The organism is Pandoraea sp. CB10b_02, assembly GCF_002216225.1.
GTDB lineage: Bacteria > Pseudomonadota > Gammaproteobacteria > Burkholderiales > Burkholderiaceae > Pandoraea > Pandoraea nosoerga.
In genome coordinates this window covers 60,882-76,690 of the sequence record NZ_NJGW02000006.1, presented here as the reverse complement: position 1 = coordinate 76,690, position 15,809 = coordinate 60,882, and the positions used below count along the sequence as shown (strand labels likewise).

General features: G+C 68.4%; 16 protein-coding genes. 15 read left to right on the top strand and 1 reads right to left on the bottom strand.

From position 1 onward, the window contains the following. Positions 1-64: 64 nt before the first annotated feature. Positions 65-733 (bottom strand): GntR family transcriptional regulator, encoded by a 669-nt coding sequence (locus CDN36_RS08365; protein WP_150554100.1) that lies wholly within the window; start codon positions 731-733, stop codon positions 65-67. A gap of 224 nt (positions 734-957) precedes the next feature. On the opposite strand from CDN36_RS08365, the gene CDN36_RS08360 reads away from it, so the two are divergent. The 15 genes from CDN36_RS08360 (at position 958) to CDN36_RS08290 (ending at position 15,612) form a co-directional block, all read left to right on the top strand. Beyond that, positions 958-1,797 carry a gallate dioxygenase gene (locus CDN36_RS08360; protein WP_150554099.1) on the top strand — a complete coding sequence of 280 codons (840 nt, stop codon included), beginning with the start codon at positions 958-960 and terminating at the stop codon, positions 1,795-1,797. Continuing rightward, complete coding sequence (locus CDN36_RS08355; protein WP_287496472.1) at positions 1,794-2,153, top strand: protocatechuate 3,4-dioxygenase; 360 nt, start codon at positions 1,794-1,796, stop codon at positions 2,151-2,153. Before CDN36_RS08360 ends, CDN36_RS08355 begins: the two co-directional genes overlap by 4 nt. Positions 2,154-2,176: 23 nt before the next feature. Beyond that, complete coding sequence (locus tag CDN36_RS08350; RefSeq protein ID WP_287496471.1) at positions 2,177-3,562, top strand: LysR family transcriptional regulator; 1,386 nt, start codon at positions 2,177-2,179, stop codon at positions 3,560-3,562. Between the two features lie 383 nt (positions 3,563-3,945). After that, on the top strand, positions 3,946-5,154 hold the full coding sequence (locus CDN36_RS08345; protein WP_150554096.1) for an ABC transporter substrate-binding protein: 1,209 nt from the start codon (positions 3,946-3,948) through the stop codon (positions 5,152-5,154). Positions 5,155-5,191: 37 nt separating this feature from the next. Continuing rightward, positions 5,192-6,064 carry a branched-chain amino acid ABC transporter permease gene (locus tag CDN36_RS08340; RefSeq protein WP_150554095.1) on the top strand — a complete coding sequence of 291 codons (873 nt, stop codon included), beginning with the start codon at positions 5,192-5,194 and terminating at the stop codon, positions 6,062-6,064. A 13-nt stretch (positions 6,065-6,077) separates the two neighbouring features. Continuing rightward, positions 6,078-7,178, top strand: coding sequence for a branched-chain amino acid ABC transporter permease (locus tag CDN36_RS08335; protein ID WP_287496470.1), 1,101 nt, complete (start codon positions 6,078-6,080; stop codon positions 7,176-7,178). Further along, positions 7,175-7,927: an ABC transporter ATP-binding protein gene (locus CDN36_RS08330; protein WP_287496469.1), complete on the top strand. Its 753-nt coding sequence runs from the start codon at positions 7,175-7,177 to the stop codon at positions 7,925-7,927. The genes CDN36_RS08335 and CDN36_RS08330 overlap by 4 nt, the downstream gene beginning before the upstream one ends. Next, on the top strand, positions 7,920-8,639 hold the full coding sequence (locus CDN36_RS08325) for an ABC transporter ATP-binding protein (protein ID WP_150554092.1): 720 nt from the start codon (positions 7,920-7,922) through the stop codon (positions 8,637-8,639). The genes CDN36_RS08330 and CDN36_RS08325 overlap by 8 nt, the downstream gene beginning before the upstream one ends. A gap of 30 nt (positions 8,640-8,669) precedes the next feature. Continuing rightward, entirely contained in the window at positions 8,670-9,425 is a 756-nt protein-coding gene (locus tag CDN36_RS08320) for a PIG-L deacetylase family protein (RefSeq protein WP_287496468.1), read from the top strand. Next, positions 9,422-10,126 (top strand): 4-carboxy-4-hydroxy-2-oxoadipate aldolase/oxaloacetate decarboxylase, encoded by a 705-nt coding sequence (locus CDN36_RS08315; protein WP_174966243.1) that lies wholly within the window; start codon positions 9,422-9,424, stop codon positions 10,124-10,126. The genes CDN36_RS08320 and CDN36_RS08315 overlap by 4 nt, the downstream gene beginning before the upstream one ends. Positions 10,127-10,134: 8 nt before the next feature. Next, positions 10,135-11,253: a 4-oxalomesaconate tautomerase gene (locus CDN36_RS08310; protein WP_150554090.1), complete on the top strand. Its 1,119-nt coding sequence runs from the start codon at positions 10,135-10,137 to the stop codon at positions 11,251-11,253. Continuing rightward, on the top strand, positions 11,250-12,005 hold the full coding sequence (locus CDN36_RS08305; protein ID WP_287496467.1) for an alpha/beta fold hydrolase: 756 nt from the start codon (positions 11,250-11,252) through the stop codon (positions 12,003-12,005). Before CDN36_RS08310 ends, CDN36_RS08305 begins: the two co-directional genes overlap by 4 nt. Continuing rightward, positions 12,002-12,478, top strand: coding sequence for a nuclear transport factor 2 family protein (locus CDN36_RS08300; protein ID WP_287496466.1), 477 nt, complete (start codon positions 12,002-12,004; stop codon positions 12,476-12,478). The genes CDN36_RS08305 and CDN36_RS08300 overlap by 4 nt, the downstream gene beginning before the upstream one ends. 337 nt (positions 12,479-12,815) lie before the next feature. Continuing rightward, positions 12,816-13,895, top strand: a complete 1,080-nt coding sequence (locus CDN36_RS08295) for a porin (protein ID WP_287496465.1) — start codon at positions 12,816-12,818, stop codon at positions 13,893-13,895. 346 nt (positions 13,896-14,241) lie between these two features. Then, positions 14,242-15,612, top strand: a complete 1,371-nt coding sequence (locus CDN36_RS08290; RefSeq protein ID WP_287496464.1) for an MFS transporter — start codon at positions 14,242-14,244, stop codon at positions 15,610-15,612. Positions 15,613-15,809: the final 197 nt, after the last annotated feature.

The following is a 15,809-nucleotide window of genomic DNA, read 5'->3' as shown; positions in this document are numbered from 1 at the left end:
CGCGCTCGTTTCGATAGGGGTGGAAGGTGATGAAAAATGTGGGGCCGACGATGCGCGTCGGCGCCTAGAGCAGTTGCGCGCCCATGCTGTGTTCCTGTGTGACGATGTGCTCGCGGCACATGAATTCGGCCCGGTCGGGCTGACGCGCCGCAATGGCCTCGACGATCGCGTGGTGCTGCCGGTGCGCGTACGCGATGATGTCCGCGTACTGGCGCCGGTCCTCGTGCCCGAAGGCCACCGTGCGCGGCGCGACGAACGGCACGAGGTTGCAGCGCGCGATGAAGCCTTCGAGCAACGGATTGCGTGCGCCGGTCACGAGCAGATCGTGAAAGCGCGCATTGAGCGATGCGTAGCCGATCTGCACTTCCGGCGTCATGGTATGGCCCGCGAGCAGCGCGTCGCCTTCGGCCAGCAGGTCGCGCAACCGGACCAGCAACTCGGCGCCGGCGCCTTTCTCGGCCAGCAGCCGTGCGGCGTAGCCTTCGAGCGCGCCGCGCAGGTGCAGCGCCTCGATGCTCTCTTCGCGCGTATGCGCCCGCACGGCATAGCCGCGCTGCCCGGCGCGCACGACGAGCCCTTCTTCGGCCAGCACCGGCAGCGCCTGCCGTATCGGCATGCGAGAGACGCCGAGCTGCTCGGCAAGTTTCGCTTCGGCCAGCCGCTCGCCCGGCGCGAGCTCGCCCTTGAGGATCATCTCGCGCAATTGAACCGTGGTAGGCGTGGGGTGCAGCATGCGTTTCCTTTCGTTCGATGGACAAGCGCGCCGGTCCCTCAGAGCCGGCTTTTTTTCATTATGGGATCCCATAATTACAAAACGCATCAGTAAATACCCTGCTTTATGCGAATATGGGATCCCGTATAGACTCGGGCCAGCATAATCAAAGGCGTCGTCGGGTGCCGCGGGGTGACGTTATCCCCACGCGCGCGCATCGCGAGACGCGAAACGGAGACTAAAGCGTGGCAAAGATCATTGGGGGGATCGGGACGTCGCACGTGCCGACCATCGGTGTGGCATACGACAAGGGCAAGCAGCAGGATCCCGCGTGGGCGCCGCTGTTCCAGGGCTACGAGCCGGTGGCCAGGTGGCTGGCCGAGAAGCAGGCCGACGTGCTGGTGTTTTTCTACAACGACCACGCGACCACGTTTTTCTTCGACATGTACCCGACCTTCGCGCTCGGCGTGGGCGAGTCGTTCCCGATCGCCGACGAAGGCGCGGGCCTGCGCCCGCTGCCGCCGATCCGGGGCGACGTTGCGCTGCAGGCGCATATCGCCGAGTCGCTCGTGAACGACGAGTTCGACATCACCGTGTTTCAGGACAAGCCGATCGATCACGGCTGCGCTTCGCCGCTGCCGTTGCTCTGGCCGCACAAGCCGGACTGGCCGGGCACCGTGGTGCCGATTGCGATCAACGTGCTGCAGTACCCGCTGCCCACCGGCCGTCGCTGCTATCGGCTCGGTCAGGCGGTGCGTCGCGCCATCGAGTCGTATCCCGAGGACCTGCGCGTGGTCGTCGTCGGCACGGGCGGGCTTTCGCACCAGATTCACGGCGAACGCGCGGGTTACAACGACGAGGCGTGGGACCGCGAGTTCCTCGAGCTGCTGGAGCACCAACCCGAGACGCTCGCCGAACTCAGGCACGTGGACTATGTGCGGCGCGGCGGCGCCGAGAGCGTCGAGCAGATCATGTGGCTGTCGATGCGCGGCGCGTTGAGCCCGCGCATCCGCCGCACGCACCTGAACTACTACCTGGCGACGACCACGGCCATGACCGTCGCGCTGTACGAGGAACTCGCATGAACCCGCAACTCGAAGGCATCGAGGCGATCACCGGCACCTACGCGTTCGATTTGCGCGTGAGCAATCGCACGCTCGCGCTCAATCGCTTCTTCTGGCACATGATTCGCGCCGAACATCGCGAGACGTACCTCGCCGACCCCGTTGGCGCCATGACGCAGGCCGGCCTCACGGCCGAAGAGCAGGCAATGGTGCAGGCGCAGGACTGGCTCGGCCTCGTGCGTCACGGCGTGAATTTCTTCGTGCTGGAGAAGTTCGCGCGCGTGGTGCGCAAGACCAATCTCGAAGTGTATGCGCTCATGCGCGGCGAGACGTTCGACGAGTTCATGGCAACCCGGCGCGTGCCGACCATGCGGTGAGCGCACCGGAGGCCATCCATCGCATGTCGATCGACACGTCCGTGAGCTTCACCACCGCCACGCCGGCGCCGGCCGCGAGCACGGCCACGTCGGGGGCGTCGCCGGCATCCGCGGCCCGGCTCGGCTGTCACGAGCGCGGCACATGGAGCCGCGCGCCGCAGAACAACGACGCCACGCTGCTGTGCCGCAAGCTGCGCGGCCTGCGCGCCATGGTCGCCGTGCTCGAATGCGAGTCGGTCGCGCGCGCGGCGCGCATGCTGCACCTCTCGCAGTCGGCCGTTGCGCGATCGATCACCGACATCGAGACGGAACTGGGCTTTCCGCTCTTTCATCGCAGCGCCCGCGGCCTGATCCCGAATGCCGCCGGCCAGCGCCTCGGCGTGCGCGCCACGCGCGCGCTTGCCGAGCTCGCCAACGGCTACCGCGAAGCGTTTGCGGCGACGGCCTCGCAGTCCGATGGCGGCGCGCGCGCCGCGAGTCGCTTTGCCGCCGTGGTCGCCCCGCAGCAGCTCACGAGCTTCATCGCCGTGGCGGAACTCGGCAGCGGGCCGCTCGCCGCGAGTCGGCTGCAGTGCTCGCAGCCGACGATCCAGCGCAATCTCGATCAGCTCGAAGACCTCATCGGCATCAAGCTGTTCCGGCGCACACCGCGCGGCACGCGTCTGACCGACGAAGCGATGGCCCTGCTCGGGCCGGTCAAGCGCGCACTGGCCGAACTCGCAATCGCCGAAGACGAGCTCGCGCCTTTCGGCGGCCGCCAGCAAGGCACGGTGATCGTGGCAGCGCTGCCGCTCTCGAGCGGCTTTCTTCTGCCGAAAGCCATCGACAGCCTGCTGCACAAGTCGCCGTATCTCACCGTCACCGTGGTCGACGGCACCTATGAGGCGCTCGTTCGCCAACTGCGCCAGGCAGACGTGGACATGATCGTCGGCGCGTTGCGCGCGAACGACGTGCCTGCGGACATTCGTCAGGAAGCGCTGTTCGAGGACCACCTCTCGGTCGTCGCGCGCGCGGATCACCCATGCCTGTCGCGGGGCCGCTCGCCCACGCTCGCCGAGCTGCTGGAGTACGGCTGGGTGAGCCCGCTGCCGTGCACGCCCGCGCGCGGCGTGTTCGAGCGCGTGTTCCAGGCCGAGGGTCTGCCGCTGCCCCAAACGCAGGTGCAGGCGAGCAGTTCGCCGGTGGTGCGCGGCCTGTTGTCCTCGAGCGACAGGCTCGCGCTGCTCTCGCCGGTGCAGATCACCTCGGAGCTGCGCACGGGCGAGCTCGCCGTGGTGCCGGTGACACTGCAGCACGCGCGCCGCGCCATCGGCGTGGCAACACGCCGCGACGGCCTGCTCTCGCCGGCCGCCGAGCAATTGCTCGACGAACTGCGCGTGCTCGCGCCGACGATGCAGCATCCGACGTGAATCCCGCGTCATGCGCTCGGCGAGTGCGGCGAAATTCGCCGGATTCGCCATGAGTTGCATGACGCTGCGCGCGGCTTCGCGCACCACTTTCCCGGCGCGCGACGCGCTCTCTCGACAGCCTGTGCGGCCTTGCCCGGCGGGGGTTTCACCGCGCAGGCGAGCGGCGTCCCGCAGTGCGCGACGTCGCTCGCAAGACGTGCCACGTTTCGTAGGGGAAATCTCGGGGATATACGAAAAACGCAACGCTCGACGCGGGACTTTCATTCGACGTCGCCATTTCGGCTGCCTAAGCTGTTCCGGACATTATCGAGAAGGCGCGCCAACTCCCGGCGCGCTCATCGGAAAAACGGAGCGGCGCGAGACGCCGACGAGGAGACGACACTATGATGAAGCGCCACCTGTGGCTCGCTGTGGCACTCGCGAGCGTTTGCCAATTCACCGCCATTCCCACCATTTCGTCGGCCCGCGCCGAAGAGATCAAGGTCGGCGTGCTCGGACTGTTCTCCGGCTCGGCCTCGTGGTGGGGCACCGAGTATCGCCGCGGCCTGAACCTGTGGATGGAGCAGAACAAGGGCAAGGTCGGCGACGACACGCTCGTGCTGCTCGAACGCGACGAGGGCGGCGTGAATCCGCAGCGCACGCGCCAGCTTGCCCAGGAACTCGTGGTGCGCGACCAGGTGCAGTACCTGTTCGGCGGCTCGTACACGCCGAACGTGCTCGCGATGGCCGACGTGGCGAACCAGACGAAGACGCCGCTCGTGATCGGCAACTCGGGCACTTCGAGCGTCACGCTCAAGTCGCCGTACTTCGTGCGCACCGGCTTCACGCAATGGACGGTGAGCGTGCCGCTGGTGCAGTACGCCGCGAGCAAGGGCATCAAGAATGCGGCCATCGTGGTCGCCGACTTCGCCACCGGCTACGACGCCATCGACGCCTACTCGGATACGTTCAGGAAGGCCGGCGGCACGATCAGTACCGAAGTGAAGGTACCGCTGGGCACCACGGACTTCTCGAGCTACCTGCAGCGCGTGCGCGACGCCAAGCCGCAGGCCGTCTTCATGTTCATGCCGGTCGGCCCGATGTCGGCTGGCTTCGTCAAGGCGTTCAAGGAGCGTGAGCTCGACCGCGCCGGCATCCAGCTCTTCGCCACAACCGAGACGATGGAGTCGGACCTGCCCGCCATCGGCGACAGCGCGCTGGGCACCATCACCGCGCTGCACTACTCGCCGTTCCTCAACACGCCGGAGAACAACGCGTTCGTGAAGGCCTACAAGGCCAAGTACGGTGCAGGCGCGCTGCCGTCGATCGCGTCGGTGGCCGCCTACGACTCCATGACGCTCATCGCCCAGATGGTCCGGGCGACCAAGGGAAAGAAGGACGCGGACAAGGCGATAGCCGCCGTGAAGGGCTACAGCTGGACGAGCCCGCGCGGTCCGGTGTCGATCGATCCGAAGACCCGCGAGATCGTGCAGAACGTGTATATCCGCCGCGTGGAGACCATTGACGGCAAGCTCGGCAACAAGCCGATCGAGACCTACAAGTCCGTGGTCGAGCCGTGGCATCAGAGCCACCCGCAGGTGGCCGCCAAGTAAGGCGCACGACGTCGCTCAGCCCGTTCGGTAATTCCTCATGACGCAATCGCTTGCCACCTTCCTGTCGCTGTCGATCGACGGTGTGGCCTACGGGATGTTGCTGTTCCTTATCTCCGTGGGCCTCACGGTCACGCTCGGCGTGATGCGCGTGGTCAACCTCGCGCATTCCGCCTTCGCCATGATCGGCGGCTATTTCACCCTGTGGGCCATGCAGCGCGCGGGGCTCGACTTCTTCGCCGCGCTGCTCGTCGGCGTGGCGGGCACGATGGCGCTCGGGGCGATCCTCGAGCGCACGCTGTATCGCTGGGTCTACACGGCCAACGGTCTGGGGCAACTGCTCATGACGATCGGCCTCGCGTTCATCATCTGCGCGATCGCGAAGCATCTGGCCGGCACCGAGCTGCAGACCATTCCGGTGCCCCAGGCCCTGCGCGGCACCTGGGATGTGGGCGGCTTCTCGGTGTCCGTCTATCGCGTGTTCGCGCTGGTGTGCAGTGCGGTCGTGGCGCTGGGCATCTGGTGGGCGCTGGAGCGCACGCCGTTCGGCGCGAAGCTGCGCGCCGCCGTCGACAACCCGCGCATGGCGCGCTGCGTCGGCATCGACGTGCCGCTCGTGTTCTCCATCACGTTCGCCATCGGGTGCGGTCTGTCGGGGCTGGGCGGCGCGCTCTCGAGCCAGATCCTGCCGCTCGAGCCGTACTACGGTCTGAAATATCTGGTGCTCGTGCTGATCGTGGTCGCCGCCGGCGGCCTGGGCAGCCTGCGCGGTTCGCTGTACGCGGGGCTGCTGCTCGGACTCATCGACACGCTTGGCCGCTACTACGTGCCGGCGCTTGGCGCGTTCATGATCTATCTGGCCGTGCTGGCCATTCTGCTCGTCCGCCCGCAAGGGCTGGTCGGGCGCGCCTGAGCGGAGGACGACGATGCCGCAAACGAATCCTTCGCATCCGGCCGCGGGCGCGGCACAGGTCGAGCAGGTCGAGCAAGTCGGGGCGGCCCTGCGCCGCAAGCGCCTCGGCATGCTCGACGCGCTGCTGCTGCTTGCCGCGCTCGCCACTTACTTCTTCGCCGATCTGTATCTCGCGCTCGCCACGAGCGTGCTGATCATGATCATCTTTGCGCTCTCGCTCGATCTCGTGCAGGGCTACTGCGGCATCGAGACGCTAGGCCACGCCGCGTTCTTCGGCAGCGGCGCCTATGCGGCGGGCCTGTTCGCGCTGCACGTGTCGCCCGATCCGCTGCTCGGACTCGCGGCCGGCGCGGTGCTCGCGGCGGCCGTCGGCCTGGTCACGGGCATCGTGGTGCTGCGCGTGAGCGGTCTCACGCAGATCATGCTCACGCTCGCGTGTGCCACGCTGCTCTACGAGGCCGGCAACGTCGCCAAGTCGATCACGATGGGCGATGACGGTCTGACGGGCTACAGCATCGCGCCCGTGCTCGGCATGTTCGAGTTCGATATCTATGGCCACACGGCATACGTCTATGCGCTCGTGGTGCTGATCGTCGTCTACCTGTTCACGCGGTTTCTCGTGAACTCGCCCTTCGGACTTGCCGTGCAGGGCATTCGCGAGAACGCCATGCGCATGTCGCTGCTCGGCGTGCGCGTCGGCCTGCGTCGTCTGATGCTCTACACCCTCGCGGCGGCCGTGGCCGGCGTGGCGGGGGCGCTCTCGGCGCAGGTGAACAACATCGTGGCGCTCGACACGCTCTCGTTCACGCTCTCGGCCAACGTGCTCGTGATGCTCGCGCTCGGCGGCACCGGGCGGCTTTATGGCGCCGTGCTCGGCGCCGTCGTCTTCATGGTGCTGTCCGACCGCATCGCCGCCGTCGATCCGACTAACTGGCTCGCCGCGCTCGGCGTGCTGCTCATCGTGGTTGTGCGTTTTGCGCCGGACGGCCTGATCGGTCTCGTCGATCGCTTCTCCGCGCGTCTTCGCCGCACGCGCCGGCGCCCGGCCGAAGCGCCGGGGACGGCGAGCGGCGCGGCCACTTCGACGCCCACCGACAAGGAGGTCACGCCGTGAGCGCCGCACTCGAAATTCAGGGGCTGTCCAAGCGTTTCGGCCAGCTCGACGTTACGCGCAACGTCAGCCTTTCGCTGCCCGTGGGCGCGCGCCACGCGCTGATCGGGCCGAACGGCGCCGGCAAGAGCACGCTGATGAACCTGCTCACGGGCGTGCTCAAGCCGAACGCCGGCGTGGTGCGCGTGGGCGGCACCGACGTGACGACGATGCCCTCGCACAAGCGCGTGAAGCTGGGCCTCGCGCGCACGTTTCAGCTCAACACGCTGTTCGACACGCTTACCGTGGCCGAGAACGTGGCCATGGCGCTCGCCTCGCGCCGCGGGCTCGACGGCCGCATCGGCAAGCCGCTGGCGGCGCGCCCGGCCGTGGTGGAGGAGGCGGCGGAGCGCCTGCGCGCGCTGGGCATGCTCGAACTCGCGGGCCGGCGCATCAACGAGCTGGCCTACGGCCAGCGCCGGCAGGTGGAAATCGCGCTCGGCCTCGCGCTGGACCCGAAGGTGCTGCTGCTCGACGAGCCGGTCGCCGGCGTGCCGTCAGGGCAGGGGCGCAAGTTGTTCGAGCTGCTCGAACGCCTGCCGCATGACGTGGCGGTGATGGTCATCGAGCACGACATGGACCTGGTCTTCCGTTTTGCACGCCGCATCACGGTGCTCGTCGAAGGCGCCGTGCTGATGGAAGGCGAGAGGGACGAAGTGCGCCGCGATCCGCGCGTGCGCGACATCTATCTGGGGCGCCGCCATCATGACTGACATCCTGCTCGACGCCAGCGGCCTGTGCACCGGCTACGGCGAGACCATCGTGCTCGAGGATCTGAGCGTGCGCGTGCGCGCGGGAGAGGCCGTGGCCATTCTCGGGCGCAACGGCGTGGGCAAGAGCACGTTGCTGCTCAGCCTGCTCGGCCTCACCACCCGCCACGGCGGCGTGGTGCGCTATCGCGGCGACGACGTTTCCTCGTGGCCGGCCTACAGGCGGGCGCGTGCAGGCCTCGCGCTGGTGCCGCAGGAGCGCGAGATCTTCAAGTCGCTCTCGGTCGAAGAGAACCTGCAGGTCTCGGCAATGGGCGCGTCCGACGGCGCCTGGACGCTCGAGCGCATCTATGACCTTTTCCCGCGCCTGCACGAGCGGCGCCGCAACCTCGGCAATCAGCTCTCGGGCGGCGAACAGCAGATGCTCGCCATCGGCCGTGCGCTGATCGGCAACCCGCACGTGGTGCTGTTCGACGAGCCGTTCGAAGGGCTCGCGCCCGTGATCGTCGATCAGCTGGTCGATGCGTTCTGGAAACTGCGCGCGCACGGCGGCATGGGCGTGGTGCTCGTGGAGCAGCACGCGGAACTCGGACTCGAGCTGACCGATCGTGCGCTGGTGCTCGACCGCGGCCGCGAAGTCTGGGCGGGACAGAGCCGCGAGCTGGCCGCGTCGCCCGAATTGCTCGGCAGCCTGGTCGGACTCGAGAACGCGTAAGCATTGGCAATACGAATGGATGACAAACTCATGAGCACTACACAGAACACGCAAGCCGCCGGCCGCGCGGGCCTTGTCGTCAGCGCGCATTCGGCCGATTTCGTCTGGCGCGCCGCCGGGACCATCGCCACGCACGTGGCGCAGGGCTATCGCATGAAGGTCGTGTGCCTGTCGTTTGGCGAGCGCGGCGAGTCGGCCAAGCTCTGGCGCAAGGGCGCGCAGATGACCGAAGCGAAGGTCAAGGCGGCACGTCGCGAGGAGGCGCAGCGCGCGGCCGACATTCTCGGCGCGGAAATCGAATTTCTCGACATCGGCGACTACCCGATGCGCGTGTCGGACGAAACGCTGTTCCGGCTGGTCGACATCTATCGCGAACTCCAGCCGTCGTTCGTGCTGAGCCACTCGGAGAAGGATCCGTACAACTTCGACCATCCGCTCGCCATGCACGTCACGCAGGAAGCCCGCGTCATCGCGCAGGCCGAAGGCCACAAACCGGGGGAAAAGATCATCGGCGCGCCGGCCGTGCTCGCGTTCGAGCCGCATCAGACCGAGCAGTGCGAATGGGTTCCCAATACGTTCGTCGACATCACGCCCGTGTGGGACAAGAAGCGCGCCGCGATCGAATGCATGGCCGGTCAGGAACACCTGTGGGACTACTACACGCGCGTGGCGCTGCAGCGCGGCGTGCAGGCCAAGCGCAACATCGGCATTACGGCGGCGCGCGACATCCGGTATGCGGAGGGGCTGATGCGCCTCACGCCGACCGTCACGGAGCAACTGTCATGATTCGCGGCGTCGTCGTTCGTCGGATTCCCCGTGTCGATGCCGCGACGCTCGACGTGCTGCGCAGCGCGGGCAGCGCCACCGTCCACGAGGCCCAAAGTCGCCTCGGGCTGATGGCCACGTACCTGCGTCCGATCTACGCGGGCGCGTGCGTGGCGGGCAGTGCCGTGACGGTGCTCGCGCCGCCGTCCGACAACTGGATGCTGCACGTTGCCGTGGAGCAGGCGCGGGCGGGCGACGTCGTGGTCGTGGGCGTGACCTCGCCGTGCGACGACGGCTATTTCGGCGATCTGCTCGCCACGTCGATGAAGGCGCGCGGCGTGGCCGGGCTGATCATCGACGCGGGCTGCCGCGACATCGGCACGCTCACCGAAATGCAGTTCCCGGTGTGGTCGAAGGCCATCTCGTCGCAGGGCACGGTAAAGGAGACGCTCGGCTCCGTGAACGTGCCGGTCGTGTGCGCGAACCAGATCGTCAATCCGGGCGACGTGATCGTCGCCGACGACGACGGTGTGGTGGTCGTGCCGCACGCCACCGCGCAGACGGTGGCGAAGGCCGCCGCGGCGCGCGGCGCCGACGAAGCATACAAGCGCGGCGTGCTCGCGAGCGGCACGCTGGGACTCGACTACTACAAGATGCGCGAACGCCTTGCCGCGAAGGGGCTGCGCTACGTCGACTCGCTCGACGAGCTGCAGGGGCAGTGACGGCCGACATGAAACACTCCCAGACGCGCATTCCGGCCGCGGTGATCCGCGGCGGCACCTCGAAGGGGCTGTATTTCCTCGCCGGGGATCTGCCCGCCGACACCGCCGCGCGCGACGCCGTGCTGCTCGCGGCGATGGGCTCGCCCGACGCGCGCCAGATCGACGGCATGGGCGGCGCCAATCCCCTCACCAGCAAGGTCGCGATCGTCTCGCGCGCGACGCGGCCCGATGCCGACGTCGACTATCTGTTCGCGCAGGTCGTGGTCGACGAGGCGCGCGTGGACTACGGACAGAACTGCGGCAATCTGCTCGCGGGCGTGGGTCCGTTCGCGATCGAGCGCGGCCTCGTGGCGATCGCGGGCGAGGTGACCGAGGTCGGCATTCACATGGTCAACACCGGGCAGGTGGCGGTCGCCGCCGTGCAGACGCCGGGCGGCGAGGTGAGGTACGACGGCGAGGTGGCCATCGACGGCGTGCCGGGCACGGCCGCGCCGATTCCGCTGATGTTTCGCGACACCGCCGGCGCGACCTGCGGCGCGCTGTTCCCGACGGGGCGGCGTCAGGACGTGGTCGAGGGCGTCGCCGTGACGTGCATCGACAACGGCATGCCGCTCGTGCTCCTGCGGGCGGCGGACGTGGGTTGCACCGGCGCCGAGCCTTGGCAGGCACTCGATGCGAGCGCCGATTTTCAGGCGATGCGCGAGCGGATCGAGACGATCCGCCTGGCGCTCGGCGAGCGCATGAATCTCGGCGACGTTCGCTCGCGCACCGTGCCCAAGATGTGTCTCGTCGCACCGCCCCGGGCGGGCGGCGCGCTCGCGACGCGTTGTTTCATTCCGCACCGCTGCCATTCGGCCATCGGCGTGCTGGCGGCGGTGAGCGTGGCGACCGCCGCGGCCCTACCGGGGACCGTTTGCCACGACATGGCCGTGGTGCCGCCCGGCGAGGCGCCGCTACTCGCCATCGAACATCCGAGCGGCGAGTTCACGGTGCGTCTGGCGCTCGGCGCGAACGCGGCGGGCGAGACCGAAGTCGTCGGCGCAGGGCTGTTGCGCACCGCGCGCTGGCTCTTCGACGGTCAGGTGTGTGTGCCGCGCGCCGTCTGGGCGCAGGGAGGAAAGCCATGAGCGCCGATCGTCCCCCCTTGCTCATGCTTCCCGGCTTGCTGTGCGACCGGGTGGCCTGGGCTGCCACGGCGGCCTTGCTGCCGCAGTTCGATTGCCGCGTGCCGTCCTGGGGCACGCTCGACACCATCGGCGCGATGGCGCAGCACGTGCTGGCCACCGTCGCCGAGCCGCGGTTCGCAGTGGCGGGCCATTCGATGGGAGGACGCGTCGCGCTCGAAGTCGCGCGCCGCGCGCCGCATCGCGTCACCCATCTCGCGCTGCTCGACACCGGTTATCAGGCGCTGCCCGAAGGCGAGGCCGCCGACAAGGAGCGTGCGGGACGCGCCGCGCTGCTCGCGCGTGCGCGCGCCGAGGGCATGCGCGCGATGGGGCAGGTCTGGGCCACCGGCATGGTGCATCCCGACCAGATCGCGACACCGCTCTTCGAATCGATTCTCGACATGATCGAGCGCAGCAGCCCCGAGCAGTTCGCGGCACAGATCCACGCGCTGCTGGGAAGACCGGACGCCACTGCGGTGCTGGGCGAGCTGCGCTGCCCGACGCTCGTGCTGTGCGGGCGGCAAGACACGTGGAGTCCGCTCGCGCGGCACGAAATCATGGCCGGTCTGATCCCGGGCGCCGTGCTGCGTGTCGTCGAGCACAGCGCTCACATGAGTCCGATGGAACGTCCGCAGGCGGTGGCCGACGCGATGCGCGAATGGTTGGCCAGGCCCGCGCCGAACGCGGGAGCCACACAGGGGGCGGGCGCATGACGCACGACGTTCGGCCGACCGGCTCCGGCATTGATCAGCACACGCTCGACGCCGTGCTCGCGAAACAGGCGTGTTACGACCTGGTGATGCGCTTCGTCGCCTGTAACGATCGGCGCGACCCGCAGGGGCTCGCGGCGCTTTTCGCCGAGACGGGCGTGCTCGTGCGTCCGAACGGCGACACGCTCGTCGGGCCGGCCGCGATTGCCGCGGCCTATGCGGACCGGCCGGTCGACCGGCTCACGCGGCATCTCGTAGGCAACGTCCTCATCGACGTGACATCCGCGACGAGCGCTTGCGGCAGCAGCGCCGTGCTGCTCTGGAGCGGCTCGGCGCAGGACACGCCGGGGCCGTTCGGGCGGCCGGCGCAGGGACGTCAGGTGATGGGCGAATTCGAAGACATGTTCGTGCGTACCGCGCAGGGCTGGCGTATCGCCCGACGCGAGGCGCGTTTCACATTCGTGCGCGAGGCGTGAAGAAAAATCAGCGCTTCACGTCGCGCGGGGAGACATCGGAGTGCTCGGCCGAAGGGCGGTCGCATCGCCCAGGAGGCGGCAGGGCACGCCGGTAACGCTGTCGGCGCCGCCACGCTGCGAAGCAGGGCACAACGGCGGCGGGCGGCGGGCGGCAGGGCGGCAAGGCGGCGGGCGGTGCTCGCAGTCACCGGACAGGTGAGGCGAAGCAGCGGTGCCGCAGTCGTGCAGTCACGCCGTAGAAGAGGCCGGGCCGGCGACATTGTCGCGGGTCCGGAGACCGACTCGCGGGGGTGAGCAGACCCTCGAAGCTGTGTATTTCAAAAACAAGGGGACAGAAGTGAAAGGGAAACACGCATTGGCCGCTGGCCTGCTGTTGGGCGCAGGCCTGGCTCACGCACAAAGCAACGTGACGCTTTACGGGATCATCGATACCGGCATCGCGTATTACAACAACGCCGCCAACGGCGGCAGCTTCATCGGCGAGCCCACGCTCACCGGCAAGGTGCCGTCGCGCTTCGGCTTCAAGGGCGTCGAGGATCTGGGCGGCGGTCTGAAAGCCGTCTTCACGCTGGAAAACGGCTTCCAGCCGGGCACCGGCGGCCTGAACTACGGCGGCCGTCTGTTCGGCCGTCAGGCGAACGTGGGCCTGTCGGGCGCCTGGGGCACGCTGCTCGTCGGCCGTCAGAACAACATGACGTTCTACGTGACCGGCAACGCGGACGTGATCGGACCATCGATCTTCTCGCTCGCGAGTATCGATCCGTACATCGCCAATGCGCGCAGCGACAGCGCCATCGGCTACATGGGCAAATTCTCGGGCGTGACCATCGGCGCGACGTACAGCTTCGGGCGCGACGCTTCGTCGGCCGGCGGCCCGTCGGGGACCAACTGCGCGGGTAACGTGGCCGGCAATTATCAGGCCTGCAAGCAGTTCACCGGCCTGATCGGCTACGACTACGAGAACTTCGGCATCTCGGCGTCCTACGACCAGATGCGCGGCAACACCGGCGCGGCCGCACCGCTCACGAGCTCGAGCTACACCGACTCGCACTCGGTCATCAACGCGTACTACAAGTGGTCCTCGGGCCGCGTGGGCGGCGGCTGGATTCATCGCAACGTGAGCGCGGACGCCGCTTCGCTGCGCTCGGACATGTATTTCATCGGCCTCACCTATCTGCCCACGATCACCTGGGCGCTCGACGCGCAGGCCATCCGCTATCAGTTGAAGAGCCGCGCCAACGCGACGATGCTCATCGGCCGCGCCACGTATTCGCTGTCCAAGCGCACGTCGCTGTATGGCATGGCGGGCTGGGTGGCCAACAGCCGCAACGGTGCCGTGGCGATCGCCGCGGGCGGCTCGGTCGTGACCGGCAGCAACCAGTTCGGCACGATGCTGGGCATTCAGCACACGTTCTGAGCGCCGGCCTGCGACTCAGACAGCGCTTAGCAGGTTTACGCGGCATCGCGCGCTCCAGCGGTGTGAGGCGTCCGGGGGGGCGGCTCATGCCGGCGCGGTGCGGCGTCACTCCCGATGCGCGGCACGCGACGTGGTGGCGGTGCCGCGCGCCACGAGAGAGTGATCCGGCAGACGTCGCGCGGCAGCACCGTGTGCCGCCGTACATTCCCCGAGCTGCACCATCGCGCGCGATTTTCCTGCCCGGCCCGGGCCCAGAGGCTTGTATCATCTGCGGAACTCCCCGGGCCGATTTTTTTCTTCGACGACCCGTCGATATCCGATTCGATTCGCTTCACACCGTTTGCGTATGACACGACCCCACGCGCCGCTCGACGAGGGACTGAACGCGAGTGCGCGGCGCATTGCCGTGCCGTCCATTCTGCTCGGCACGTTTCTGGGCAATCTCGACGCGTCGATCGCCAACGTGGCGCTGCCGACCATTGCGCGCGATCTCGCGGCCGACCCGGCGTCGACCGTATGGGTCGTCAACGCCTATCAACTGATCTTCGCGATGGCCGTGCTGCCACTCGCCGCGCTCGGCGAGAAGCTTGGCTACCGACGCGTGTTCCTGTTCGGCGTGGCGGGCTTCACGCTGGCCTCGGCGGGCTGCGCGCTGGCGCCCGGCCTCGGCTGGCTCGTTGCCGCGCGCGTGGCACAGGGCCTGTGCGGCGCGTGCATGTCGACCATCGTGCCGGCGCTGCTGCGCATGGTGTTTCCGCCAAGCATGGGCGGACGCGCCATTTCGTTGCTCGCGCTCACCGTGGCGCTGTCGACGGCGGCCGGGCCGAGCGTGGCCGCCGGCCTTCTCTCGCTGGGCGACTGGCGATGGCTTTTCGCCATCAATCTGCCGATCGGCCTCGTGGCGTTCGCCGCGTCTTACCGGTTCCTTCCGCGCACGCCCGGCGCCGAGCGGCATCTCGACGTGCCGGGTGCCCTGCTCAACGCCGCGGCGCTCGCGCTCATCATCATCGGACTGGGACACGTGGGCGAAGCCGGGCGGCGCGGTATGGCGGCGCTGCAGATCGTGCTCGGGCTGATCGTTGCCGTGGCGCTCGTGCTGCATCAGCGCCGGCAGCGCGTGCCGCTGCTGCCGCTCGATCTCATGCGCGTGCCGGTGCTGGCGCTGTCCTCGCTCACGTCGGTTGCCTGCTACATGTCGCAGACGCTGTCATACGTCGGCATGCCGTTCCTGCTGCAGCACACGCTCGCGCGCGGCGAAGCCATGACCGGCCTGCTGATCACGCCGTGGCCGCTGGTGATCGTGTTCGTCGCGCCGCTCACCGGCCGGCTGTCCGATCGCTTCGACAGCGCGCATCTGAGTGCGCTCGGCCTGGGCGTGTTCGCGCTTGGGCTGGCGTCGCTGGCCTGGCTGCCACACGATGCGTCCGACTGGGGCATCGCGGTGCGCATGGCGGTATGCGGGCTGGGCTTCGGCTTCTTCCAGACGCCCAACAACCGCATCATCATGATGGGCGCGCCGCGCGAGCGCAGCGGCGCGGCCAGCGGCCTCATGACGATTGCGCGCACGGTGGGCATGACGCTGGGCGCGGCGCTCGTCGCGCTGCTCTTCGATCTGTACGGCGAGGCCGGCGCGCACGCTGCGATGGTGGCCGCGACCGTGCTGGCGGCCGTCGGCGGCGCCGTCAGCCTGCTGCGCGTGCGGGCCAGGGCGGTATGACCCGGCGGGCTGATTTGGCAGGCGAATTTGTCAAAGGGCGTCACGCACGCTAGCATCGTGCTTTCGTCGCGGCTGCCCGCGTTCGCCACCCGGTGGTCTTGCCCATCGGGATTGCCGTCCCGGCATGGTCCGGCCTGCATGGCACAGTCGCCCGCGGGCGCATGGCAGCCGACCCCCTTCGCATCACTTGCGCTTTT

Excerpts from the sequence above, each read along its gene's own strand:
- CDN36_RS08365 (WP_150554100.1), bottom strand. The coding sequence starts at position 733 with ATGCTGCACCCCACGCCTACCACGGTTCAATTGCGCGAGATGATCCTC.
- CDN36_RS08355 (WP_287496472.1), top strand. The coding sequence starts at position 1,794 with ATGAACCCGCAACTCGAAGGCATCGAGGCGATCACCGGCACCTACGCG.
- CDN36_RS08350 (WP_287496471.1), top strand. The coding sequence starts at position 2,177 with ATGTCGATCGACACGTCCGTGAGCTTCACCACCGCCACGCCGGCGCCG.
- CDN36_RS08345 (WP_150554096.1), top strand. The coding sequence starts at position 3,946 with ATGATGAAGCGCCACCTGTGGCTCGCTGTGGCACTCGCGAGCGTTTGC.
- CDN36_RS08340 (WP_150554095.1), top strand. The coding sequence starts at position 5,192 with ATGACGCAATCGCTTGCCACCTTCCTGTCGCTGTCGATCGACGGTGTG.
- CDN36_RS08335 (WP_287496470.1), top strand. The coding sequence starts at position 6,078 with ATGCCGCAAACGAATCCTTCGCATCCGGCCGCGGGCGCGGCACAGGTC.
- CDN36_RS08325 (WP_150554092.1), top strand. The coding sequence starts at position 7,920 with ATGACTGACATCCTGCTCGACGCCAGCGGCCTGTGCACCGGCTACGGC.
- CDN36_RS08320 (WP_287496468.1), top strand. The coding sequence starts at position 8,670 with ATGAGCACTACACAGAACACGCAAGCCGCCGGCCGCGCGGGCCTTGTC.
- CDN36_RS08315 (WP_174966243.1), top strand. The coding sequence starts at position 9,422 with ATGATTCGCGGCGTCGTCGTTCGTCGGATTCCCCGTGTCGATGCCGCG.
- CDN36_RS08310 (WP_150554090.1), top strand. The coding sequence starts at position 10,135 with ATGAAACACTCCCAGACGCGCATTCCGGCCGCGGTGATCCGCGGCGGC.
- CDN36_RS08305 (WP_287496467.1), top strand. The coding sequence starts at position 11,250 with ATGAGCGCCGATCGTCCCCCCTTGCTCATGCTTCCCGGCTTGCTGTGC.
- CDN36_RS08300 (WP_287496466.1), top strand. The coding sequence starts at position 12,002 with ATGACGCACGACGTTCGGCCGACCGGCTCCGGCATTGATCAGCACACG.
- CDN36_RS08290 (WP_287496464.1), top strand. The coding sequence starts at position 14,242 with ATGACACGACCCCACGCGCCGCTCGACGAGGGACTGAACGCGAGTGCG.